This is a genomic window from Paenibacillus sp. FSL K6-0276 (genome assembly GCF_037977235.1).
Lineage (GTDB): Bacteria > Bacillota > Bacilli > Paenibacillales > Paenibacillaceae > Paenibacillus_AQ.
Genome location: NZ_CP150276.1, coordinates 1,309,466 through 1,333,101, shown reverse-complemented (window position 1 = coordinate 1,333,101; position 23,636 = coordinate 1,309,466). Strand labels below are relative to the sequence as shown.

General features: G+C 42.9%; 21 protein-coding genes. 2 read left to right on the top strand and 19 right to left on the bottom strand.

Annotation, left to right across the window (positions count from 1 at the left end):
* Positions 1–23: 23 nt before the first annotated feature.
* The 15 genes from MHH52_RS06035 to MHH52_RS05965 form a co-directional block, all read right to left on the bottom strand.
* Positions 24–803 (bottom strand): GNAT family N-acetyltransferase, encoded by a 780-nt coding sequence (locus MHH52_RS06035; protein WP_340007283.1) that lies wholly within the window; start codon positions 801–803, stop codon positions 24–26.
* 101 nt (positions 804–904) lie between these two features.
* Positions 905–4,735, bottom strand: a complete 3,831-nt coding sequence (locus tag MHH52_RS06030; RefSeq protein ID WP_340007281.1) for a hypothetical protein — start codon at positions 4,733–4,735, stop codon at positions 905–907.
* A 13-nt stretch (positions 4,736–4,748) separates the two neighbouring features.
* Positions 4,749–7,013, bottom strand: a complete 2,265-nt coding sequence (locus tag MHH52_RS06025; protein ID WP_340007280.1) for a hypothetical protein — start codon at positions 7,011–7,013, stop codon at positions 4,749–4,751.
* Positions 7,014–7,018: 5 nt separating this feature from the next.
* Positions 7,019–7,684: a hypothetical protein gene (locus tag MHH52_RS06020; protein ID WP_340007279.1), complete on the bottom strand. Its 666-nt coding sequence runs from the start codon at positions 7,682–7,684 to the stop codon at positions 7,019–7,021.
* A gap of 35 nt (positions 7,685–7,719) precedes the next feature.
* Complete coding sequence (locus tag MHH52_RS06015) at positions 7,720–8,217, bottom strand: hypothetical protein (RefSeq protein ID WP_340007278.1); 498 nt, start codon at positions 8,215–8,217, stop codon at positions 7,720–7,722.
* Between the two features lie 20 nt (positions 8,218–8,237).
* Complete coding sequence (locus MHH52_RS06010; protein ID WP_340007276.1) at positions 8,238–8,618, bottom strand: hypothetical protein; 381 nt, start codon at positions 8,616–8,618, stop codon at positions 8,238–8,240.
* A gap of 15 nt (positions 8,619–8,633) precedes the next feature.
* A complete protein-coding gene (locus MHH52_RS06005) occupies positions 8,634–8,777 on the bottom strand; it encodes a hypothetical protein (RefSeq protein WP_156113062.1) in 144 nt (47 codons plus the stop codon).
* A 7-nt stretch (positions 8,778–8,784) separates the two neighbouring features.
* Positions 8,785–8,994, bottom strand: a complete 210-nt coding sequence (locus tag MHH52_RS06000; protein ID WP_340007274.1) for a hypothetical protein — start codon at positions 8,992–8,994, stop codon at positions 8,785–8,787.
* A gap of 56 nt (positions 8,995–9,050) precedes the next feature.
* The gene (locus tag MHH52_RS05995; protein ID WP_340007272.1) at positions 9,051–9,920 is read right to left on the bottom strand and encodes a hypothetical protein; all 870 of its coding nucleotides are present in this window, start codon (positions 9,918–9,920) and stop codon (positions 9,051–9,053) included.
* Between the two features lie 11 nt (positions 9,921–9,931).
* Positions 9,932–10,981 (bottom strand): hypothetical protein, encoded by a 1,050-nt coding sequence (locus MHH52_RS05990; protein WP_340007271.1) that lies wholly within the window; start codon positions 10,979–10,981, stop codon positions 9,932–9,934.
* 12 nt (positions 10,982–10,993) lie between these two features.
* Positions 10,994–12,382 carry an ATPase, T2SS/T4P/T4SS family gene (locus MHH52_RS05985; RefSeq protein ID WP_340007270.1) on the bottom strand — a complete coding sequence of 463 codons (1,389 nt, stop codon included), beginning with the start codon at positions 12,380–12,382 and terminating at the stop codon, positions 10,994–10,996.
* A gap of 53 nt (positions 12,383–12,435) precedes the next feature.
* The gene (locus tag MHH52_RS05980; RefSeq protein ID WP_340007267.1) at positions 12,436–13,500 is read right to left on the bottom strand and encodes a hypothetical protein; all 1,065 of its coding nucleotides are present in this window, start codon (positions 13,498–13,500) and stop codon (positions 12,436–12,438) included.
* Positions 13,501–13,512: 12 nt separating this feature from the next.
* Complete coding sequence (locus MHH52_RS05975; protein WP_340007266.1) at positions 13,513–14,256, bottom strand: SAF domain-containing protein; 744 nt, start codon at positions 14,254–14,256, stop codon at positions 13,513–13,515.
* A 179-nt stretch (positions 14,257–14,435) separates the two neighbouring features.
* Positions 14,436–15,335: a formyltetrahydrofolate deformylase gene (purU, locus tag MHH52_RS05970; RefSeq protein ID WP_283910588.1), complete on the bottom strand. Its 900-nt coding sequence runs from the start codon at positions 15,333–15,335 to the stop codon at positions 14,436–14,438.
* 68 nt (positions 15,336–15,403) lie between these two features.
* Positions 15,404–16,510: a deoxyribonuclease IV gene (locus MHH52_RS05965; protein WP_340007265.1), complete on the bottom strand. Its 1,107-nt coding sequence runs from the start codon at positions 16,508–16,510 to the stop codon at positions 15,404–15,406.
* Positions 16,511–16,682: 172 nt separating this feature from the next.
* On the opposite strand from MHH52_RS05965, the gene MHH52_RS05960 reads away from it, so the two are divergent.
* Both MHH52_RS05960 and MHH52_RS05955 read left to right on the top strand, forming a co-directional pair.
* Complete coding sequence (locus MHH52_RS05960; protein WP_042124904.1) at positions 16,683–17,147, top strand: DUF2621 domain-containing protein; 465 nt, start codon at positions 16,683–16,685, stop codon at positions 17,145–17,147.
* Positions 17,148–17,187: 40 nt separating this feature from the next.
* On the top strand, positions 17,188–18,093 hold the full coding sequence (locus MHH52_RS05955) for a TIGR01777 family oxidoreductase (RefSeq protein WP_340007262.1): 906 nt from the start codon (positions 17,188–17,190) through the stop codon (positions 18,091–18,093).
* Between the two features lie 28 nt (positions 18,094–18,121).
* On the opposite strand, the gene MHH52_RS05950 is transcribed toward MHH52_RS05955, so the two are convergent.
* The 4 genes from MHH52_RS05950 to MHH52_RS05935 are packed head-to-tail and all read right to left on the bottom strand — an operon-like array spanning position 18,122 to position 23,602.
* Entirely contained in the window at positions 18,122–19,777 is a 1,656-nt protein-coding gene (locus tag MHH52_RS05950) for a DUF6382 domain-containing protein (RefSeq protein ID WP_340007260.1), read from the bottom strand.
* Positions 19,778–19,795: 18 nt separating this feature from the next.
* Positions 19,796–20,305 (bottom strand): A24 family peptidase, encoded by a 510-nt coding sequence (locus tag MHH52_RS05945; RefSeq protein ID WP_340007259.1) that lies wholly within the window; start codon positions 20,303–20,305, stop codon positions 19,796–19,798.
* Positions 20,306–20,329: 24 nt separating this feature from the next.
* Positions 20,330–21,322 carry a TadE family protein gene (locus tag MHH52_RS05940; protein ID WP_340007258.1) on the bottom strand — a complete coding sequence of 331 codons (993 nt, stop codon included), beginning with the start codon at positions 21,320–21,322 and terminating at the stop codon, positions 20,330–20,332.
* Positions 21,323–21,340: 18 nt separating this feature from the next.
* On the bottom strand, positions 21,341–23,602 hold the full coding sequence (locus tag MHH52_RS05935; RefSeq protein WP_340007257.1) for a hypothetical protein: 2,262 nt from the start codon (positions 23,600–23,602) through the stop codon (positions 21,341–21,343).
* Positions 23,603–23,636 lie beyond the last annotated feature (34 nt).

The window sequence follows — 23,636 nt, the reverse complement described above, 5'->3', positions numbered from 1 at the left end:
GCTTAGCCCTTTTTAATTAACCATCAAATAGCAAATTGGGCAATGTACTGTTTGCACATAGGCTCATAACCGATGAATTGATATAGAGAAATCGCGCCTACATTCTCCTCAAGGACATTCAAATAAACGTTTGAGGTAACGCTTCTCCCCGCTCGGGTGAGCTCTGCACAGATCTTTTTTCCGTAGCCTTGCCTTCTCCATCTTACATCTGTTCCGATGTTCCCCAATTCAACGTAATCCTCACTATAAATATGGTATCCTCCTACTGCAATCAGCTCACGTTGTTCCATCACACCATAGAACGGATACTGTAATTCTTCTTTTGAAAAAGCCATTGTATCTAAATCGGCCATTTTCGACTCAATAAGCTCAAAATAAGGGAGACCCAAATGTAAAACGCTTGTATGCATCGGTGGCAACGCTTCTTGATGGATATGCTTCATTAGAAGCAGTTTTTTGGGAGACTTAACAAGCTCAAGCTGAGAAGCGAGTACAGCCATAACTTCTTCATTAACGATTACATTACCGACAGCGTTGTCTGGTAGATGCAGTTGTTTTTTCATAAATGAAAGCACTGACTGGAGACAAAATGACTTCTTCACAGGGAATACGGAAAAAGCATAGAACGGAAGTCCCCTTAAAAAAGCCAATACGCCGAGCAACTCTCCCTGGTCTGTAAACTGTCCGTAGTGTATCGTATTATGCTTACGAGCTGTAAGGTATGAATAGTATAAAAAATGCTGTTCCCTATGGATCGAGCTCAAGATTGATTTCATTTCCACTGGTGTTAATTCTCGAATCATATACTTACTCCTAACAATGTTTGATACAGTGCTTCAACATTAACATGATACCGAGAAGTCACGCAAAAAAAGAGATGAGGTAGGTAATGTAGAGTCCGACTCTACTTAATTCGATGACTTTGGAAATACTCCGACCAATCCGATGATATAACGACTGTAACTGTATCCGTTTTGGTGTTGTACTCATTTTGAGCTGTAAAGGTAAATGTAACCGGACCATCTGGGAGCTTCTCAAAAGAGCTATCGTACATTTCACCTGTCCAGAAGGTTTTGTCGTCGTTGGTTGGGCTGAGCTGCGTAGTGAACCCTCCGGTCATCGTTACTTGCACAGTATCTGGGAGGCCTGTTGCTGTACCTTGCAGGACAAAACGTTCTCCTGCCCAGAATACGTTGTAGCCTCTTGGGCTTTCCTCATTTCCGCTCTTTTTCAGATTGTAACCTTTACGGTTGTTGTTCCACTCTTCGGTGTGCTTAACGCCTCCTTTAATACTCAGTAGATTCACCATTAAGTATTTTTGCGGCGAGGTGTTGCTCCAGTTGTAACCGTCATAGACTTCCACTTCAACAGCATACTTTTCATTCTCGATTAGAGATCCAGCTGGAGCTTGCCATTGTTTAGCACTTGAAACTTGTTCACCAGACTGTACCTTGATCGTTCCTGTAGCTAAATTTATAATCCGCACCTTATAACGTTGCTGCAGATCACCATCCTCATCTTGATAATCCCATTTGATGATTGGGGTAAGTGTACTTGCGATTGTGGGTTTGGATTGATCATTACTGGTTGGATACGTTATTGTAGCCGTCGGTATCCGGTTGACTACTGTGATGCTCTGAGAAAGCTCGCGGTATAGACCCAGTGAATCTGTTACGAGTTGTCTGAAAGTAAATACGCCGTTAGATGTGAATTTCTTTGTGAAATCCTTTTGGGCGCTTGCAAGAGCTTCTGTACCACTTGAAGGCTTTAAGTAATATTTATAACTGATGGTATCTCCTTTTGGCTCATCCACATCCGTGGCCATGCTCTTGATATTTAGAATATCTGTCCGATAGATTGGAACTTTCGTAGCATCTTTGCCTGTATCTGTGATCAAAGTGAATCCCGGCTTAGGTGCGTTATCGATGATGAATGTTTTTTCATTTGATACATCTGACCATGAAAATTTGGAGTATGCCCGACCTTGCACTGTAAAGTATTCAAACCGTTCAAATGTATTATTAGGGATTTGATATTGTCTGAGCAGTCCAGTAGAATCCGAATTTTCTACAGTGGAGACCAATAGACCATCCTTCGTAAAGAACTCTAACCTGTATTTCTCCTGTAGATCATTTTCCGGATCCGCGTAAGTCCACTTGATTAATGGATCGCCTTGATCCGAGTCAATCACAGATGGGTTCTTTGCTATACCTGGAGGACTAGTTAAAGTCATTGAAGGTGCTAAATTCTCTTTCACTTGGACTTGCAACCCAGCGATATTCGACTTATCTCCTATCTGATCGATTGCCCAATGTTCTAGCGTATATACCCCCGGATCTGAGAAGGTAAGCGTAATGTCACGAGTAAGATATGATTTCACTTCACCAGTACTGTTCGTTACTTTCCAGTAGTATTCTAACGAACTTTGATCTGATGTATCCTCATCGATATCCCCTGACGTAAATTGTTTTGTATCATACTGATTTACGTATGACGGTCCGTTAATCTTAGCAACAGGAATATGATTCTTAACCATAAATGTACGCGTAGCATAAGAGCTTAACTTTCCATCAGAGGCTGTGAGCTGCATTTCCCAACCATCAGAAATGGACTTTTTATGTGAGATACCGTTACGATTAATAAGATCACGAATGGTCATAGATTGATAACGGTTGTTTCCTACCCAGTAGTACGGAGAGTCATTAATTTTTGCATTCCAGGCATAAGATAAAACATCTCCATCTTCATCCGGATCTGGTGTTAGGTTATCCATTGTGATGATCGTATCGCGGTAAATTTCGCTAGGCATTTTAAAAGCTGCAGCCGGGGGATGATTGACTACCTGTACATTTTGACTGTACCAATCCGACCACAAGCCACGATTATCATGTACTTGTAGATTGAGTTGATAATTCCCTTCTCTAAATGAAGCGATATTCGGCGGTGTTGTTGCTCCACCCCAATGCTCCCATACTTTATTCCATCCGTCTTTGATTACAGTCCAGTAATATATATCCAATGGATCATTATCTGGATCGAAAGACTTGTCTATAATGGTCGTGGATTTACGATAGGAAACGATATTAGGGTCAACTGTAAATAGCGCAACGGGTGGTAGATTCCCTACTGTATTTCCAACAGTACGTTGACACCAATCGCTCCATACACCGATTCCATTATCTCCATCCACATCACGAACTCTTAAACGGATGTCATAATTGTCTTTAACAAAAATCCCTCCAGGCGGCTGCCCTTCGATCCACATCTCATCAACGCTCTTTTTATATTGCCATTGCCACTGCATTATTCCTTTATCAGAACTTGTAATATGATCTAAATCATAGGACGAATCTGTTAATTGAACATTTCCATTGATAAGCCTTGCTGAAAACAGCGCTATTGGCTTGCGGTGGACTTTAAAACTCATCGTAGATGCGGCATCTTTACTCCACATCTGATATTCAGCAAAGCGAGCATCCTGTTTCGGTATATCCTTAGCTTGATAACTCACCACATATTGTCCAGTATACGGAAAAGAAGTGTAAAGGCTCGTCCTCCATAGTCCCGAATCACCTATAATACCCATTGAGTTATCAAAGTAATTCGGATCATGATCATATCTCACTCGATCAGCGTACTTAGCATCCCACTCATAATCTTCATAGGTGGTACCGCTATTCTCTATTGGACTATTAACAAGAACAAAAGCGTTTCGCTTAAGTCTGTTTGTAACTTTAAAGGTCATATTCACGGATTCTGACATATTTGAAGGATCCGCAACTTTTACAGTCATCGTATAATCGCCTGGCGGGATCGAATCAGCTACAGCGTCTACTGGGATAGAGAAATACTGATACCCTTTCGTTTGAGATACTACCGTCTTCCTATAAAATACATTAGGTATTTCAGCACTTACAATAAGATCATCATTATCTGGATCGTGGACATATCCTTCGATGTTGAGTGTGTTGCGTCCAGGCTCGTTCTGCAAGACTTGATTATTGGGTGTATTTAACGAAATGGTAGGTGGACTATTAGGTATCAAAGGAAATACTTTTTGAAAACTATGACCAATATACGGCCCTCCATATCCTTTATCTGGACGATATCCACCCCATCCATCCTGTTGACCAGCACCAAAACTGTAGTTAATAACTAATCCTATTGGAAGATTACCGTCCCCTAAAGTCCCCGTATAGTTGTAGTAAGGAACATCTGTCGCTAGATTAAATGTATGTTCAAATGTATTCGGGTAAAACGGTCCATCAAACCAACTCTTATACAATGGGTCCCAATTGGTATTTTGATTGGACCAGTGGCTCGGACAATTATATTGATAGGGTGGTAAATCTAATGGTCTCCCCTCTGGAATTGCCGCTACACAGAGATCTGCTCGAACGACACGTTTATCTAGAGCACTTTGTGAAGGAGCCAAGTTTACTCCTAAAGTCAATGTTGCATCCGAACTAAGGTCAAATGTAAGTTGCTTAGTGGTACGATTATATTTAATATTAGTTAGCTTTTGGTTATTTATTGTCCCACTAAGAGTACCATATCGCCAACCACCATCAGTAAACGCAGTTTCAGCGGGTATATCTATATCTTTATAAGTGATGAAATTAGGATCACCAGTCGCAGCCTCTGCTGTCTGAAGATACACTCCCTGACTAGGGAAAACTCCGAATAGGAAAGTGATTATAATCACTAGAGAAAGTATTTCTTTTGTTTTTTTCATTTCATCACCTCTCCTACCAGGACCAATCAACTTCTGGCGCTCGATTTTTCACTTCTACAATCCGTGAGCTTAACTTTTGTCCATCTGAATTTGTAGATTTCCGATCAGCTTCTGTCACAAACTCATCAATGGTTGGTTGACCAAACTCTTCAAACACAGTAAGTCGGACTTCATATTTCCCTACCTCGCTCAGCTCTAAATTTAAGCGGTCTTTGTTCTCATTACTGAAGATCGTCCAAGGTTCTCCGATAAAACTCCCGTCATTATTAGAATCATAGCGATACTCCCAGATTCTCCGACCTACTACATCTTTATCAGGCGAATAGGAGATATCGTCCAAAGAAACAATCGCTTTGTTACCGTAGTCAGGATTTCGATATACCACTCCAGGCAGAGTAAAATAGTTATAAGGGGCTTCATCTGGAATAATATCAAAAGTGATCTCATCACTTGAAGAATATCCAAGCGTGTTTTCCACATAGATCGTAGCCTTATATTTTCCAGGTTTCTTAAATAAGACGTCTTTGCTTTCAAAATCAGACAATGTGCCACTGTACTTAATATCTGCATTCGTTCCACCAGAAACAGCAGTGATGGTAACTCGTGTTTTATTAGATACTAACGGAAAGCGTGTTGGACTCTGGCTTCTATTGATCAATGTCGTTTTACGATTTTGTTTAAGCGTTCCTTCTATCGATATACCTGCATTGGGGGTAGGTACAGTAACAGTTATTTCTGTACTCGTACTCCCAAATTGATTAGTGTTGTCTACAACTGTGAGCGCTATTGGAAATGTCTCACCGATTTGATCAATCGTATACCACACATTCCCTCTTGAGGTATTTCCTATCTCCCCTTGGGCCCCTGAAGTATCCCACCAGTAGTCTTGGATGTATCCATCTGGATCATAGGATGCTGCTCCGCTAATAAGCGTATCATTTCCTGCTTTGACGTATCTCGGTGCTGAAATTCTTGCTATAGGTGGCTTTCCTTCAGGAGTTGTCGGTTTCGTTGGTGGTGGAGGAAACGTTACTGGGGGATTGTTTTTATAAACACCTGCCGAAATCTGTAGAGGTTGTTCCAGAGAGGTGATGGTCCCACTCATTGTGACTATTGGCTTTTTAAAGCGGACGAGAACGGTTAAAGCATATTCCTGAGTAAAATGTTCGCCCATTACACTCGATTTTTTGATCTCAAAATCAAATAAAGTGCTTACGTTAAATGTCTTTGCAGATTCCTTTTTCGTTTTGAGTGTATTGTTCCTATCTTTCTCTTTAGCATAGAACACCCACTCGTCAATGTTTGAAGCATCATTGTATCCTTGCAGTTGCCCCATTAATGAAATTTGAACGGGTTCATCTTTATCTCCCAATTTTGTAGGATTGGGATTAGGTTTATTTAGAGTTACGGTACCGGTAAGCGTAGGTTCTGTAGGGATATTGTAGTCGAAAGAGACGTTACCACTGTATTTGTAGGATGTTACATTAGCCGAAGCAGTAAAGTAGTAGCTTAAGTCTGTTTTATAACGTCTCCCCAGCGCATGACCACTTTTGTCAAAATTCGGACTTAATGGTTCAGGACCATAATTTTTTAAAGCTGCGTTAGTTTTAAAATAAATAATAAATTGATTCCCATTTACAACATTATGATTAACATAAGTTGTTGGAAGCATTTCTTTAGGTACAAATAATTTGACGGTTGACTCTATGATTTGAGATGAATCTATTACCGAATTCACGTTTTGGTCGTACCATTTAATTCCCGAACGTGATACTGCTGATTGAGTTACCACCGTCATATCAGGGGGATCATTTCTAGGTGTACCATTACCTTGTCCATTTTTATCGTAATGTTTCTGAGCATTAATGTATGGGTCCCATTCATTTATCTGCCATCTTACTCCGTCTGAATATCGCCAAATAGAATTACCGGGAGTTGTTAAAAAAAGGGTTTCAAACGAGGCATTATACCCGAGTACATTATCTATTCGTTGTTTTGCTTCAACGCCCTTTAAAGTAACCTTTATTTTCCCATTCTCCATTGTAAGAGCAACTTTTTGATTAGTGCCATTATATTTAAGAGAAGAGACATCAATTGCCGAATTGGATACTCCACTTGGAAGATCTAAGTAGTAAGATTTTTGAGCATTTGCAGACCCATTAAGAATTTCTGAAGGTATTGACACTGTTTTGCTTTGCGAATTAGCTGCCTTAATGTTCTGTGGGATATATATAAAAATTAGTATAACTGTAAGCAGAACAACCCAAATTTTCTTCATATAAATTACTCCCCTGGACGTTTAACAATGTATTTTTCTTCAAAATCACCTCCAAGATTAACGTATATAGAAATAACTGAAGGGTCTTTAATATACCCATACATCTGATAGCTAGATAGCTTTTCACCCGGTTTCAACACCCAATTCCACAATGCTTCCTTATTGTTCAACTCTAACATTTTATTTCCAGGTGCAGGTGCAAGAAGATTATAACCATCCACTTTTAAATTCCATTTTGCACTCAAATCTACAGCACTTACTTGAATGACTTTACTACCCTTATTTTCAATGGTGAGTTTAGTCCATACCATATATTTAGTAGGTGTTTTATAAATGTTTTCAGAATAATCATACATCTTCATTAGAGATTGTGCTTCTTTAGACTTTACGTCATAAAACATCAGCTTCTCCAACGTGTACTTTAATCCTCCAGCGCTGATTGTTAGCGGAAGATCCACATCTTTTTTCAGACCAAATTTACTCAGATTATCCCTCATAATAGGCGCTGGCGTTGCTGTAGGTTTCACGGTTGCTGTGGGTATCGCGGATGCGGTTGGCTTAGCTGTAACTACTGGTGTAACCGTTTCCGCATTTGCAAACACTCCCTGCCCCAATACCACACTAAATAACATTGCCGCTACCAAAGTTGCTTTTACAATTCTCTTCTTCATCCTCGAATCTCTCCCTTTTCTCAATTGGATTTTTCCTACTTATTGAACTTATACTCCTGAACTGCAGGTACTCTGATTGGCTCTTGTGTTTTGGCTCTGGAGATCAGCAGCGGATGTTCCGTCTCAATGACGGCAATAACCGAGGGACCCTCTATGTATTTGGTAATGCCATATTCACTATCCTCGTATAAAAGTGGAAACGTCACTCCATCCGAATCATCAACAATATCAAACTTCACGATCTTTACTTGATTCTTAAAACGGCTGCCCACTTGGGGGGAAAGAGCGTTATCTAGTCCAAGATTCGCCTGCAAGGCATGCTGAAAAGTATCATAAGCAAGCGTGGGATCGATAATTAGACGACCTCGTGTGAGTTCAATTTCATCTAGTTCCTGCGCGGCATCGTGAACAGCGATATTGTTTGCGTCTTTTAGCATGCTGCGCAGCATGTCCCACTCCTGGTTCTGAATCTGAAAGAACCAGGAGTAGATAAAGATCAGTAGGACAAATGCCAGCTTAATAATATAATCCATAAATTAGGATCATCCCTTAATCAATCGAGATATTCACTCATAATTGACCCATGCCCATAATATCGGGTCGGCTGCGAAACCGTGGAAAAGTTATACGGAAACAAATTTATCCGCGGCGCAGTTACGTACACATCAATTCGTTGTTTGCGTTCCTGAATGGTATCCGTACTGCTCGTAATTTCTATGGAACCCTCCGAGAACCCGATTGCTTTCAGATTAGAAATCACTTCGTTCCGCATAGACGCTGTGACCATCCCCTCCGTTGCAGCCTTTTGTATAATGTAGGACGTATTAGCTTTGACCTGTAAATCTAGCAGATAATCAATATAGGTGAAGATGGGCTGCAGGATAATAAACAGGACAAGCCACATGAATAATGCCCGGAGGACGGTCTCCTTCAATAGAAACGCCTCCTTCTAATATTGCTCTACTTGCTTAGTATGTGTGATGATATCGTCCTGACTGCTGCCAATGATATGCGTAGCTACTGTGATAAACATCCCTGCGATTACAAAACCAATGGCCAGAAACATTGCAATGGAGATAGAGTCTTTTTTCATAGTCGAGTTAAACCGAAGTGTGGGTCAAGACCTGAGCAACTGCAGTTTGGCTGGAATCCATCGGCTGAATTAAAGTTACACCCGGGATATCTGGTTTGTTATCATCCGTAGCATCAATTACCTCTCGCACCACAGGAATCAAAACGGCAATTACGATGGCCACACATAAAAATCCGATAGCAATAAACAAACCTGTAGAAATAGCGTCCTTTTTCATTGTTAAAATCTCCCTTTTATTTTATATTTTTTAAATAATATTGAATATACAATTTTTCACTGGAACATGCCGACCCCATTAAAATTCCCTTTGATCAGTAAAATGTACTGCATCGCCATCGCGACGATCATCAAAAAAGTAGCAATCGATGGGATAACATTAATGATCGTAGATAGATCACCGATAAAAGACCACTTTTTCAAGTACTGATCGCTAGAGATTTTGGAGATAATCTTACCTTGTTCACGCAAATAATTTGCCGCTTCTGTGTCGTCGTCCATACCCTCAGTAGCCAGCAAAATGGACCGGATGTCATTAATAAAACTATGGTTATCCGGAAACTTGGCACAAAACCATTCAATCGCCCCCTCTACACCCTCATCTACTGCTCGTTCTGACAACTCGTACAAGTCCTGACGTATATATTGAAAATGTCCAGCCGTACTCCCGCAAAAAGTGCCAAATTGCGCATATCCGCGCTTCCGTAGACGATTATTCTCGTATAGACGGATGAAAGAGATCAGCTCACCGTCTTTTTTAATAACCGTTTTTTGATGAAGCCATGCAAGCACCCAGCCAAACGGAAGATAGCGCATCGGACTGCTGATTACGAGAATAAGTAGAGCAATTAGAGGGTCATAGATAGAAAAAGAATTAGAACGAATGAAATCACTGACAACTTGAGTTATTAAATAAATCAGCGCTGCCGAGTAACGGAAAAGCGTAATTTTACGGGCAGAAATCGATAAACCAGAATCATTCAATAATTGCTGAAGTCTATCCCCCTGCACCCGTTCCCCAAGCTCATTCCACCGTAGTCCTAATCGGACAAGATATCTTTCCTGTTTACTACTACTGCTTACAAAGACAAGTAATGCGACATATACAATCCCGATTACAGTAATTAATAGTAACAATCTGTCCATAGCTCATCACCTTAGTGGTAGTCCAGTTTAGGTCTGGCGAGAATAGTGCTGATCACAAAAGAAATAAAAAGACCGGAGACGATCACCATCAAAAAAGAAAGCCCTACCGTAGTCTCAAACTGCAATTGGAAATAGACATCAGGCTTCAGCATGTACATAAAGGTTCCGATCGTAGATACCAGCACCAAAAGATTCCCATATAAGCCAAGGCTGATCGCATCTCTACTTCCCGCTTTTACAGTCAAAATCGTTTCCCTCTGTTGCTCCATAGAACGGTTTAACAGCATCAGCGAGCTTTTTAAATAACGACTTCCTTCCTTCTCGGCATAGAGCAGATCCGATATAAATTCAAGGGCGAAGGTAGTGCCAATCGCATTGGAAAATCTCCCGGCTTCCTCAACAAGCTCCTTCTCGTTACTGTAATTAGAAAATGCAGCTCCTAGCAGCTTCAAAGGACCCTTTAGCACATTCTTATCCGTAAGAAAATCCGCTGTCCGATCTAGAATGGAATCTACCGACAAATGAGTGAATTTGGTGGAGATCTTGACCACATCGAGTAAATCATAGCTTCCATGCACCTTCCTCTGCGCGTAGATGTATCTCATACGAAAATAAGGAATCGTCGCAGAAATCACAGCCATAAAAAGTGGAAATCTCCAAGCCCCCTGGATCGAATGTCCTTCATTAAAGGTGATCCCCTGCAGAAAAGGATTGTTAAAACTCAAACGCCCAGGAAGCTCACTTATCGTCAGTAGTCCTGATAGAAAAACTGCGATAAATACTATTGCTGTACGCATGACAAAACGCATAACGCTAATTCCCGGCTCATATTTTCGATGTACGAAATATAAAAGATTATCAAGATGACGATAGAGCCACAACCTTTTTTTAACCGAGCTAACTCTTTTGCCAAAAATACTCATTTTATGTTTGATACGAAAATCGACTTTTTGACCTACCTGCCGTAAATGCCGTTCGATAAGCGGTTTAATGAGCAGCCACATTCCCCAAACAATCAACAAATGAAGGACAAAACGAAGAATATACAATAATAAATCCACGGTTTCACCTCCTCACTCGTTAAGAACGATCTTAGATTTCAAGCTTTCCTTGATAGGCTGATCCATTGGTTTTACTGCTGCAAGTCGTCCCAGCTCTTTCTGGAGCAACTGTGTCGCCTGCGCATCCTTCTTAGTCATCTTCAGCATCAGGCTCTTCGTCAGCTTGTCATTATAGGACCAACACATTTTCTGAGGTTCCCAGCGCATCAGATCATTCGCAAATACGGAGTTCTTTTCATCTTCGTAAAAGACTTCTGATATTCGCGCCAGCCGCTTTTTCCCGTTCGGAACACTTTCCAAAATAAAGACCAGCTCGCATGATTTCAGTGCAGAGATCAAATGCCCCTTAAGACTCCCACCAATTCTTGTCGACACGGCAAATGCGCCTTGATAAGGGATATCCTCCGAATCTACGGTGTGAAAAGTTCCGGTGATGCCGTCATACCCTTTCTCCCCACTCCACAAATAAAATTCCCATTCGTTATACCGCATCTCCGTCATATACAAAATGTTTGGATCATGCCGCAGAGACTCTACCCCTACCTCCATCAATTCCTCGTTCGCAGCCTGTATCGGAATAATTCGGTGCCCCTTAATCTGGTAAGGTAAAATCGACTCCGGATGCTTCTCGATCATCACCACGCCCATACAGGATGAGGATCCGAGCAGTTGCTCGCCGACTATCGTATTTGCAAAGGTTGTTTTTCCCGAGCCTACAGCACCCGCAATAATGGTGTTACGAAAGGTGGATGATAACGCCCGAATCAACTCGACCGCCTCCGCAGGAATACATTCCGTACCCGCCTGATCTTCCAAACTCAGAAATTCTACAACCTGTCGTCGCAGCGATATTGTAGTGAAGCCATCCCATACTCTCGGGGATACCCAAATGGCAAGCCGAATAAATCGACCAGGCCAGAGCGGGTCATCCATTTTAAACTCCACTGAAGGGTTGTCCTTATTCAGCTTTTTGTTGGGATCACTTTTTAATAAGGAGCGCTTTAACTGTTCGACCCGATCTAGTGAAGGCATCTCATATGGATAAGATACAAACTCACCTTTATGGTTATAAAAGATTTGCTTTCCGATCATCTGTAGCCCGGTTGACTCATTGTATGCACGATCAGTAAACCAACGATACGCCGGACCAAAGCCCTTCCACTCGTGATAGAGCGCTTCTGCCGCCGTTCGGTATGCTTCTGGAACCTTGCCCGTAAAGGGTGTCTTCCGTAAGTACTTCTCAATCTCATTCATAAAAAAGCTAACCGCCTGCGGATCGCCAATTAGCGCCTTCGCATTTAACTCGAAGTAAGCATCATCCTCACGCTCCAGCCCTTCGTTCATATCGTTTTTCATTTTTTGCAAAAATGCATAAAAGTCTTCCTTACCCGGTTTGCTCATGCGTAGGATACTTTGTTTTAGAGAGAACAACGGACGATTCGCTTGATTTCCATTCATAGGAATATACCTTTCTTTTTAGCTTCTGGCGCTAGGCTCATGGACACGAGCAGAGAATGTACCTTATCATCCACATGCTGCAGCTCTTTTTTGCCTAGAGGTAAGCTTTCCTGCAAGGGCTGGTAATACGGTAGCTCCAGCAAGATTTCAGTCCCAAAGCGAAGCGCTAGATTTTTAGGCGAAGATATTTCTTCCACATTACTGCGGTTAATAATCAGTTGAAAATCATGTGGACGTAGATCCATATGCCCAGCAAGCTCTAGTAGAGGTTCGAGTCTATATTCATGCTTTGGATGAGTGACGATCATACGCAGTGCCGATTTGTGCATTCCGACATACCACGCAGCGCTTTCTGGAATAGAGCCAAAGTCAGCAATAACCACATCTGCATTTGCCCCAGCTCTAGCCAAAAAATATTCAAACTCATCCTCCTGATAATCTTGTGCGCTCAAGTAATCGTAATTGCCTGGGAGATACGAGTAGCCGTCTTGCTTAATCAATTGTTCAAAATCCTCATCATGAATCATCTTCCCTGTGAGCCTTGATCGAAGCCTATCAAGACTAATGGTAGCTTTGCGGTCATATCCGGGATCATATAAATCAAGTCCAAGGACAATTACACGAAGACCTGCCGCGGCAATCCGCCTTGCGAACAGTTTGGCTACACTAGTGCAGCCAATCCCTGGACCTGAACCAAAAAAACCAACCAGATTACTTCGTTCCTCCCCATCCTCGTCTAGAATAAAACGAATCTTCTCTATCACCACTGACGAGGTAGAACGAGGAGGGATAAAATAGATTCCTAAGCTTTCACACAGCATATGTACAGCTTGGTAACCACTGATTCCCTTTTGCAAATATACATACAGGATCGTTGAGTTCGGATAATCCCGGCGCAGTTCTCTAAGTGACTGAGCTTGAATCTGGTCACTGGTAACCATTAACATATGGCCCTCTGCATGAGATGGATCAGGAAGTACACTTTGTGTGATTACAATAAATCCTGCATTTTTGATATCATTAATGGTTAACTGATCTATGCCTAGACTAAATATTTTCAAGGCTCTTCCCTCCTACTCGACCCTTACGATCCACAGCTTCTTCCCCTGCTCCAAGAATTGTCCAAGCCGCTCACCATCACTTTTCTTCAGCTTCAATTCTGGTGTCGCCACCTTGCCAGTCGAAGTGAAACGATTATTGTTGTTGCCCTTTTCTGAATCCAGCACATCATTATTGTCTTCTGTTCGCACATAATTCACGGTGACTCCAGATATAAACACCTCCTTTGCAGGTTCGCTAATTGGGCTCTGCACGATCAGTTCTTCCTCTTCCTTCTTGTTATTTGGGCTAAGCGATTCACTCCGCCTCTCTCGGTCTCCATCTACAAGATAAATATCTACCTTATCCCGGCTGCGCAGTGAACCATTGATGGCATAGATAGCCTCCTTCGGTATAGGAAAAATCCCTTCATCCTTTAGGGGCTCTAAATCACTAACATCCACTAATGATGCCGTCAAAATACTTCCGTTGGTCAGATTGACATTCGTAATTTTGTGCTCCACTTGTGCGATTTCTGTAATTACACCCGAAGGTATATCCTTGGTCTGAACAGAATCCAGATATAAATCACTTGCTTTCAGCTCATAGTTTTTGGGTAAAAGCTCCCCGCCCTCCACCTTAATTTTGACCACGGTTCGGGATAGTACATAGGGCTTGAAATAGAGATCATAGCCTAGCAGTCCGCCAACTCCAGTAATCAAAATGAGACTTGCGAAGAAATAATTGCGTTTCAACAGTTGCCTGCGCTGTAAAGACAAACCTTCCACCTCCTCAAAAACACAGTTTTGAAAAACGACAAAAAGCACCTTGGCGTAAATAGCCAAGCTGCTGGTAAAATGCTTTTTTTACCTTTGGAGATTTAGAGAGCTATTAGATTATAAGGTTCCGGTGAAAGCGTTAAGGCTTATACCGTAGGCTTTCACCGGAAAATAACTCTTTATTTAAATACCACAGTCTTATTCTGATGGACGAGGATCCGGTCTTCGATATGCCATTTCACCGCACGAGCCAGAACAACCCGCTCAATAGTGCGTCCAATCCGCTTCAGCTCGATGACATCATCACTGTGACTGACCCGCTGTACATCCTGTTCAATAATCGGGCCACCATCAAGCTCTTCTGTAACATAGTGAGCAGTTGCTCCGATAATCTTCACCCCGCGTTGGTACGCTTGGGCGTAAGGATTACCGCCAATAAAGGCTGGCAGGAAGGAGTGGTGAATGTTAATAATCTGGTGGCGATAGTGCTCAATAAACGACGGTGAAATAATCTGCATATACCGAGCCAGAATTATAACATCAATGTCGTCTCCGATGACCTCAAGCTGACGTTTTTCCGCCTCAGCCTTAGTATCTGCTGTAACTGGAATATGGTGAAAAGGAATGCCGAAGGACTCGACATACGATTTCATATCCAAATGGTTGCTAACGACGAGAGCGATATCAGCTTCTAGATCGCCTGCTTGCCACTGCCAGAGCAGCTCCACAAGACAATGGTCTTCTTTAGAGACAAATATGGCTAATCTTTTTTTATGACGGACATTAAAGATTTTCCAGTTCATCTTGAAACGTTCAGCCACCCCACCAAACAAAGAACGTATCTCTTCCAGACGATCTCCTAATTCGGGAAGATCAAACTCAACTCTCATGAAGAACATTCCGCCGTCTGGATCCATCGTATACTGATCTGATTGCACAATATTCGCGCCATGCTGATACAGAAAATGTGATACAGCCGCCACGATTCCCGGTCCGTCAGGACAGGAAATGAGCATACGCGCCCGGTTGGAATATGACTCAACACCTGACGAATTGTTTCTTTTTACGTGTAATTCCATGATCCTCATCCCATCCTCTCATCTACATGTGCAATCTGAAGTCTAACTTATGCGTGAACGAGCACTTACTAGCCTGCTAACCATGCAATCAAGCGATGATTAATTGCTTCCTCGCTCAATTGCGGGAACAGCTCAGCAGCGATGACTTCATCATATAGACGCTCCAGCGGTTCACGTGGATCAGCTTTTTTAGCCTTGGCATCGTTCTTCAGCATCTCCCAGACATTTAGCACATATTGGCGGGAATCGATCTCCTTCTTAGCAAAAAATGCGCGCAGTGTTTCAACATCCTCTATAAACTCCGGTCCAAATCGTTCAGCTACGTTACCACGGAGCAAAGCGATCTCCACCTCATACATCGGACGCTGTTTCTTAGCATCTTTACCAACCCATGGCGTCTCCAGAATGAAAGGTAGCCCTGCCAATTTCTCATGATGGACGATTTTGTTAATCGTCTCAAAGCCGATCCAACCCGAACCAATTGGAGTATGACGGTCTTTACCTGCTCCACATGGATTTTTGCTGTCATTGATATGAATAACCCCAAGACGATTCAAGCCGATAATCTCATCAAACTTGTTTAGAACACCATCCAAGTCATTAACGATATCATAGCCAGCATCATGAATGTGACAAGTATCAAGACATACGGACAAACGCTCGTTATGTTCAACCTTATCAATAATAGAAGCAATCTCTTCGAAGCTGCGCCCGATCTCTGTTCCCTTACCAGCCATAGTTTCTAGAGCGATATGAACATCCGTTTCATTGGTTCCCCCAAGAACCTCATTAAGGCCATCTGCAATCCGCTGGATACCGTACTCAGCATCCTTATCAGTGAATGCGCCTGGATGTAATACGATATGCTTGACCTCAAGCGCATGCGTACGGCGGATTTCCTCTTGTAAGAAATCAACAGCCAACTGATACGTATTCTCTTTATAGGAAGCGAGATTAATAATGTAAGGTGCGTGAACGACAATCTCCTCCACACCGTTTTCTTTCATTGCTTGCTTCCCTTCAACGGGATACATGGCATCAATCGGCTTGCGGCGCGTGTTCTGTGGCGCTCCTGTATATATCATAAATGAGCTGGAACCATACTCATTTGCTTCATTTGCTGCGGTCAAAAGACCCTTGTCCGAGCAAGACACATGTGAACCTATTTTCAGCATACTTCTTCCCTCTTTCCTTCACGAATTATCCCCTATTCTACCGTGATCAGAAAAATAAATCTAGACAAGGTCAATATGCTGGGTTCTGCTTCGCAAAACTTTGGAAATAAGCTATACTTTAATATGAGAGTAAATTATGTGAGAATACTCATTGCCAAAAGGTGGTGTATGCATGTCTATCCAATCAGGACTTGGTTTATTATCCGCAACACCGAGCAATTGGTTCATGAACTCTATCGCTTTCTGGACATTTATGCTGCTGGGTTCCATGTGTATCGGCGGTTTTTTTATGTTCCGAAAATTCCTAAAGGTATTGCCGAAAGCCGATGGAAAATCAAAGCTAGACTGGCAAAATTACTGGGTGGAACGCAGCCGTTCACTCTGGAGTGATGAATCAAAAGCTTTTTTAGACCAGCTTGTCCAACCTGTGCCTAGTCCTTTTCGCGATATCGCCAAACATTCTATTGCTGCCGAGATCGGTAAGATCGCTGTGGAAAGCAATGCGAAAGAGGTTACTCGTGATCACTGTATTAAAGGTTACATAGTCGCCACACCGCGGCGTGACAATCGTTTCCTCGTCAATTTTCTCGAAAAGAATAAAATCGATTACTCTGCTTACCAGCATTTGTTTAAGTGATTGTTAATCAAATGTCGCGTTCAGAACGGAGGCCAACCTTATGAAATATGTGATATGTGGCGGCACCGGTTTTATTGGCAGCGAACTAGCAAAATACTGGCTACTAGCAGGCAATGAAGTCGCAATCGTCGGTCGCAATCTACCTAAGGCTGCACCTTATCATCCTAAGCTGAGTTACCACACATGGGACAGCCTAAACGCTGATTCAACTCCCGTAGAAAATACGGACGCCTTGATCAATCTTGCTGGAGCTTCACTTAGCCAGCGTTGGAGTCCAAGCGGGAAAAAAGCAATTATGCAATCACGGCTTGCAACCGTTTCCTCTGCCGCTAAGCTACTCGACCTTTTGAAACACAAACCTTCTGTAGTTATTCAAGCATCCGCTGTGGCTATTTACGGAACTTCTTTACAAGATATCTTTAGTGAATCTTCGCCATCCCATGTCATGGATTTCCCTTCTGACGTGGTTAAGAAATGGGAAGAAGCTTCAGATGAAGCATACAAGAATATCCGTGTGATCAAGTTGCGTACTGGGGTTGTGCTCGGCAACCAAAGCGGAGCATTCCCCAAGATGAAGCTTCCCTATTTACTCGGCTTTGGTGGTAACATTGGCACTGGAAAGCAGTGGGTCTCCTGGATTCACCTGATGGATATCGTCCGTCTGATCGATTTTTGTATTCAGAATCCCGCAATCTCCGGACCTGTTAATGCGACTGCTCCACATCCGGTTACGAACGAAGAGTTCGGTAGAACGATCGGCAAAGTATACAAACGGCCGCATTGGTTCCCACTACCAGCCATCCTGTTAAAAACAGCAGTAGGTGAATTGTCCGAGATCTTACTCAAAGGACAACGCGTCCTTCCTTCAGCGGCATTAGAGCAGGGCTTTAGCTTTACCTTTCCCACACTTCAAACCGCCTTAGAAGATTTGAAAAGGAAAAAATAGCAAAATCAATATTCTTTGCTTGTACTCTTCATCCCATGTGGAATGTGTAACTTCCTTTTACAATCTTAAATACGGTTCCCTCTGACAGCGGGTACTCTTTATAAGGGATCATGACTTCTCCCTGAAAAATCGTTCCATTTCTGGAGTCGAGATCCTTTAGTACGTATCCGCCTGAACTCCTAGATATCTCTGCATGTACTCTTGAAGCTCCTTCTGATCTTTCCACATACTGAGCTACTTCTGCCGAGCGGCCGATGATGAAGCTAGTTCGGTTTAACGCAATGGTTTCCGTCTCTGCCTCTTCCTCATCGCTTCTTTTGAGATAAGGAACATTTCGAGCTAACATGTCTTTTCGTTTACCTTGCTCAGGTGTTTCCTCCCGTGATAATAAAGCAGTTGGCGCTATAGGCTCTGGTGGTGTTACAAAGCTATGTTCCTCTGTGATTGATTCAGATCGTAATGATGGAATGCTAGATAAAGGATCGGATGGATGCGGATCTACCTTTGGAATCGTTGCTGCGGGACGCGCAGTGGTCACAGGATTCCTACCGAAATTCCACTCCAATTCTCTTCGACTCGGACTCCAGTTTGTATCTTCAGAATCCTCACTCGTATGTTCCTTTTCTTCGTTACTTCCAAACCTTATCATTTCACTCCATACCATCCAGCTTAAGACAGCCAATGTGATCGTTGCGATCCCACAAACGGCTAGCCATAACGGCTTGGGACTATTCAGATATAGGAATTTCCATAGTAGGGCATCTCCTAATAGGAAGCCTAGAATTAGATAGGTTCTTGAGCTTGAGGGTTGTGAATTCGTCAACTTATTATCGTCTGAAAAACTATGCAACCTCTCCTCTTCTTTCATCCTAAGACTAGGACTGGGATAGCCGCTTAACCAAGGCGCTGAGTTCGGTTGCGTATTCAGAACCTTTTCCTCGTTCCGCTCACTTATTTTTTTCTGGGGAGCAGCTACCTCATTCACAGACAGTTCCCTTGCTCTCTCTTGCGTTCGTCTTTCTGGTTCTATCAGACGCACTTCTGTCATCTTAGGTGAGATGGATGCCATTTCTTCGTTACTACTGAATTGTCCTCTACTAGAGTCGCCCTCTGTCAACAGCTCTGAGAGAAGACCCTTTAAGCCCGCTGGTGTAAATTCCTCTTCCCCACAGTATTGCAATACTCTTTGAACACCACTGCCAGTAAGCTCTGTGATAGACGCCATTAGCACCATGATCAGCGACTTGAGGGACTCTCCCAGCCTAGAAGTAGACTCATTCCCCTGAACAGGGATATAGGTGAGGTATACCTTACCACTCTGCAACGAGCCTTCAATAAAAATATAATCTTCATGCAAAGCATATTGATCCGCCCGAAGCATATATAACCTGCCATCTTCCATCCCTTGTGCAATTTGTAGAAGTAAGCCAAAAAATGAGGTCATGCTCAACTTCTCACTTTTGAGCAAATGACTGAGCATTTTTTTGCGCAGAACAGCATATTCCATGGTAACCTTTAAATCGATTTCCCTAAGTAACAACCTTAAATGATGAGGAATTTCGGTGTTCATCAGCATACGAGCTTGAACCATATTAAGCTTACCCACCGGCATCCCTTCTGGTTCGCCAAGCATCATATATATACCGTCCTGCTGCATAAAGTCACGGGTTAATCCGTACAACAAGCATCATCACCTCCTATTTCAAAAATAAAGATAAGCGCATATGGTACCAGGGATTACAGCCAGCATGAAAGGAAATCTCAACAGCTCACTATCTTTATTTCTTACTAGGAATGAACTCTTTAATAATATAAATCCAGAAATTGTGTTAATGATCTTACGCGTACGCCTACTTGTCTCCCGTCTCTTTATAACAATTAGCCAGCCTATTAAAGCTCCGAACAGAACGGAGTACATCACGACCTGCAATGTAAACAGTATTCCTGTCCACGCCCCGATCCCGGCAAAAAGCTTAACATCCCCCGCGCCAACCGCCCCTATCAAATGCATGATCAGAAGTACTGAAAATCCTGCAACAGCACCTACACCAGCCTTCAGCAGTCCATCCCAGCCGTTCATCAGCGCTTGAGCAAGCAGACCGGCAAGCAAGCCTGACGCAGTGATCCAGTTTGGTATTCTCATCGACTTTAGATCCGTAATAAATGCAGCTACCAGAAACGGCAGACATCCCCAGAATGCCCACTCCGCCATGGATTACACTCCTTTCCCTTTCACTCATTTCACTACTGTGAACATAACCTCAATAGATCTACCGTCATCAAGCTGAATTACAAATGGCCACGAGCCCGGTGTGGTATTTACACCAATTTTCCACTCCCACTCGATATATCCGTCCGCATCCGCTTGTTTCCAGCCTAAATATTTAGCAGTGCTTCCCCCGCTTTTATAAAAAACGGATAAGCTAGCGGAAGCATTCGGCGGAATCTTGGCACGAACTTTACCTTGCTTATTGGCTACAGCTGGATTTGGTTTTCCCAAAATTGTAATGAAATCCTCTGGTTTACCAGTGCCGTCATTGCCCTTATTTGTACCCTCTCCTGTATCCCCGATCCAAAGACGTTCAACAGCACTTGCTTCAAGTACAATGTGTTGGTTTAGAAAAGGAACCTTCATCGGCAGCTCATAGCTAACAACCAATCCAAAGTAAGGTCGGGTACCCTTCTTTAACTCAGGCACGATAATGTTGGATACATGAATTCGATCATAATCCAGTAAGTCCGATGACAGATACGGCTTCAATAAGGGTTTAATCGCTAGATCCAGTACACTCTCAGAGGTCTCAGCCTGTAGCTTCTGCAGAGGTCCCTCGCCCTTATCTAAAGCCGACATGACCCACTCATTCAGCGGTTTAGGTAATGACATTGCATAACTACTGCCCCAATCTGTAAGTGACAAGCGAGGAATCGTCCAATTCGATTCAGCTTGATTGCCAGCGGATAGATCCGTGGCACCTTTCACTGGATCAGCACCAGTTTCACTTGTTGCCCCCCATTTCTGTACCGCCAAAGCTGCCGGGTACATATGCGTTGAAATAGATTTCACAGTATCGGATGCTGTGCTTTGCAAGGCTGTCGAATACAAGGTCATCTGTACGATAGAAATTAGGAACAGAACAAACAGTAGGAAGATCGGAAGAACCATTGCCGCTTCTACTACCATGCTGCCTTCTTCCTTCGTCTTCCCCCTAATCCAGTACCCATCCCCCATATCCTTACCAACCTCCTGCTAGTATGAAAAATCAGCCTGTACTGCTCTCATATATGTACTGCCTTGCACTTCTCCAGAATACCCAGCGCTATAATCCAATAGCTTCACAACACCCGGCAGAAACCATAGCCGCATTCCGAGCTTAATATTCGATGAGACATACGTACTTCTTTCATCTGGATTTATTCCTGTGTTCAGTCGAATGAGAGCCAGCATCCGAGATAACTGAACATTCCCGCCTCCATGCATCATCATGAACAGACGCAAATGATCGCGATATGTCAGCTGGGCTGGTAAGTATTTGGACAGTGGTATGGAATCTTTCTCACAGAGTAACAACATGTCCTGAATAGCTTGCTGGATGCCATACAACAATGCTGCGGCCAGAACGGCCAATGGATTTCCTAAGCTTGCCTTCTCAATAAAACCTTCCATCGTTCGAATAGACAGCCGCATGGCAAATATTTCAGCATATGCTGCGGCTACATTTCCTGCGGGATTATGAAATCCATAAAGAATGTATTCCAGCTCCTGCGCTTGAGGATTAAGCTGGTCCGTCAGTTCGGTTGTGTTCTCAACAGAACCTGGTGCTAAGGTAGCTAACTTTGAAACATCAAAATGCTGAAAATAGAGAGCAGAATACTCTGTTTGGAAAAGTCTATCTCTAGCTCCTGCCATAATGCTACTAATCGCCGTATAGATTCCATCCATATTCTCCATCGCCGAACTCCCAGCAGCATACGGGTTAGAGCTGACATCAGATTTAACAAGTGGATCTGATACTAATTCCTTATTAAAAGCAATATTCTCCTCGTAATATTGACGAAGTGTTTGATAGCTTTTCAGAGAATCTGTCACTCCGTTACCCATCATTCGAATCTTATCAAGCAATGCTTTCGCTTCACCCAGCTTCGATTTTGCTTCTCTCTCCAATTGCTTACGCTCTTTATCTGAGCTACGGTGTTGTTCGATTACAGCCAAATCACTAGCGATAATACTTCCCTTCTCACCGTAATTCTGTAGATAGTTATTCACCACACGTGCAGCTTCAAGAACAGAAGATATCATTCGGTAGGAGTCACCGTTGTCACTCAAAGCTTCATACAGCACACCTGACATTCCTGCTACGATCGGTTCAATGGCCTCGTAAGCTCTTTGCTGCGTGGATATACTATTCTCCATCTGACTTAAATCAGTTGAGGAGAGAATCAGTGCATCTTCCTGCTCACGCAGCTTTTTAAGCGGGTCTGAGCTTATCTCTCCTGAGCTTCCCGGAATATCCCAGTCATTAGCAGGATCATTTGATAGATCCACCCCCTCCATTCGTGACTGTTCCAATACATTCCTCATCTCGTCATTCAATTGCTGTGCCTTCTTTAATGCTTCTTTCGATTCTTCCATTAATCTTTCATGATCTTCACGAAAAGCTGTTAATAAGGCAGGAAGCCTCGATAACATCTCAGTAGTTCGGCTCCGGTAGAGAGACAATTGATAAGTGTACTTTGCAGGCTTTTTACTATCACGATAAAGATCATCGTAGTATTTCCCAAGGTAGTCGCTATACTGTGCAGGAATATCCGCGGCGGATTGCATACTTCCGAGCGAACTGGCTGTAATGAACTCTCCCGGCGGATTCATGATCCATTGAAGCAACCTTCTTCCCCTCTCAGCAGCCTGGCTTCTCCGCTCTAACATAAGATCCAAAGCCTCTTCTCGCTCGTCATATAACGGCTGTAGCTTACTGAGTAATTCAGTAGCCCGTGAAGCCTCTGCCATTACTCCTGACATTGGCTTGAATTTACCTGCCAGATCCAAAGCAAAATCCACCGGAGCCTTATACTTCATTTCTTCCAGTATTTGTCGACGAACAACATCATAGCTACCCAGCGGCCTGCTCCATTCCAAAGATGAGGATTCCAGTACGAAGGGTACGAGATTGAACGCATCACTCCGACCACTTTTATGCATATTATCATTGAGTACTTTAGACAGCAGCATATCTCCGTCACTCTCTCCAAAGGCGAATAAACCATACTTTTCTCGCAGCTCAACATCGTAGGATGACATTACAGAGCGAACGCTAGCCCTCGCTAGACGTTCCTCCTGAACATTGAAGGCAGCAATCCGCGCATAATCAATCAGCACAGCGGTAAATAGAAAGACGAAAGCCAGTACCATGATTAAAAAAATTGAGACCGAACCTTCCGTTTTACCCTTACTCTGCCTCTGTCTCTTTCGACTCTTACCGCTAACAAGGCAACTGGTAAAGATGGTCCTCATCAAAACCTCCCTCCTTATCCCTCTTCAATAGATA

What these genes read in the sequence shown, in the direction of transcription:
- MHH52_RS06035 (WP_340007283.1), bottom strand. Translation starts at nt 803, where the DNA reads ATGATTCGAGAATTAACACCAGTGGAAATGAAATCAATCTTGAGCTCG.
- MHH52_RS06030 (WP_340007281.1), bottom strand. Translation starts at nt 4,735, where the DNA reads ATGAAAAAAACAAAAGAAATACTTTCTCTAGTGATTATAATCACTTTC.
- MHH52_RS06025 (WP_340007280.1), bottom strand. Translation starts at nt 7,013, where the DNA reads ATGAAGAAAATTTGGGTTGTTCTGCTTACAGTTATACTAATTTTTATA.
- MHH52_RS06020 (WP_340007279.1), bottom strand. Translation starts at nt 7,684, where the DNA reads ATGAAGAAGAGAATTGTAAAAGCAACTTTGGTAGCGGCAATGTTATTT.
- MHH52_RS06015 (WP_340007278.1), bottom strand. Translation starts at nt 8,217, where the DNA reads ATGGATTATATTATTAAGCTGGCATTTGTCCTACTGATCTTTATCTAC.
- MHH52_RS06005 (WP_156113062.1), bottom strand. Translation starts at nt 8,777, where the DNA reads ATGAAAAAAGACTCTATCTCCATTGCAATGTTTCTGGCCATTGGTTTT.
- MHH52_RS06000 (WP_340007274.1), bottom strand. Translation starts at nt 8,994, where the DNA reads ATGAAAAAGGACGCTATTTCTACAGGTTTGTTTATTGCTATCGGATTT.
- MHH52_RS05995 (WP_340007272.1), bottom strand. Translation starts at nt 9,920, where the DNA reads ATGGACAGATTGTTACTATTAATTACTGTAATCGGGATTGTATATGTC.
- MHH52_RS05985 (WP_340007270.1), bottom strand. Translation starts at nt 12,382, where the DNA reads ATGAGCAAACCGGGTAAGGAAGACTTTTATGCATTTTTGCAAAAAATG.
- purU (WP_283910588.1), bottom strand. Translation starts at nt 15,335, where the DNA reads ATGGAATTACACGTAAAAAGAAACAATTCGTCAGGTGTTGAGTCATAT.
- MHH52_RS05965 (WP_340007265.1), bottom strand. Translation starts at nt 16,510, where the DNA reads ATGCTGAAAATAGGTTCACATGTGTCTTGCTCGGACAAGGGTCTTTTG.
- MHH52_RS05960 (WP_042124904.1), top strand. Translation starts at nt 16,683, where the DNA reads ATGTCTATCCAATCAGGACTTGGTTTATTATCCGCAACACCGAGCAAT.
- MHH52_RS05955 (WP_340007262.1), top strand. Translation starts at nt 17,188, where the DNA reads ATGAAATATGTGATATGTGGCGGCACCGGTTTTATTGGCAGCGAACTA.
- MHH52_RS05945 (WP_340007259.1), bottom strand. Translation starts at nt 20,305, where the DNA reads ATGGCGGAGTGGGCATTCTGGGGATGTCTGCCGTTTCTGGTAGCTGCA.
- MHH52_RS05940 (WP_340007258.1), bottom strand. Translation starts at nt 21,322, where the DNA reads ATGGGGGATGGGTACTGGATTAGGGGGAAGACGAAGGAAGAAGGCAGC.
- MHH52_RS05935 (WP_340007257.1), bottom strand. Translation starts at nt 23,602, where the DNA reads ATGAGGACCATCTTTACCAGTTGCCTTGTTAGCGGTAAGAGTCGAAAG.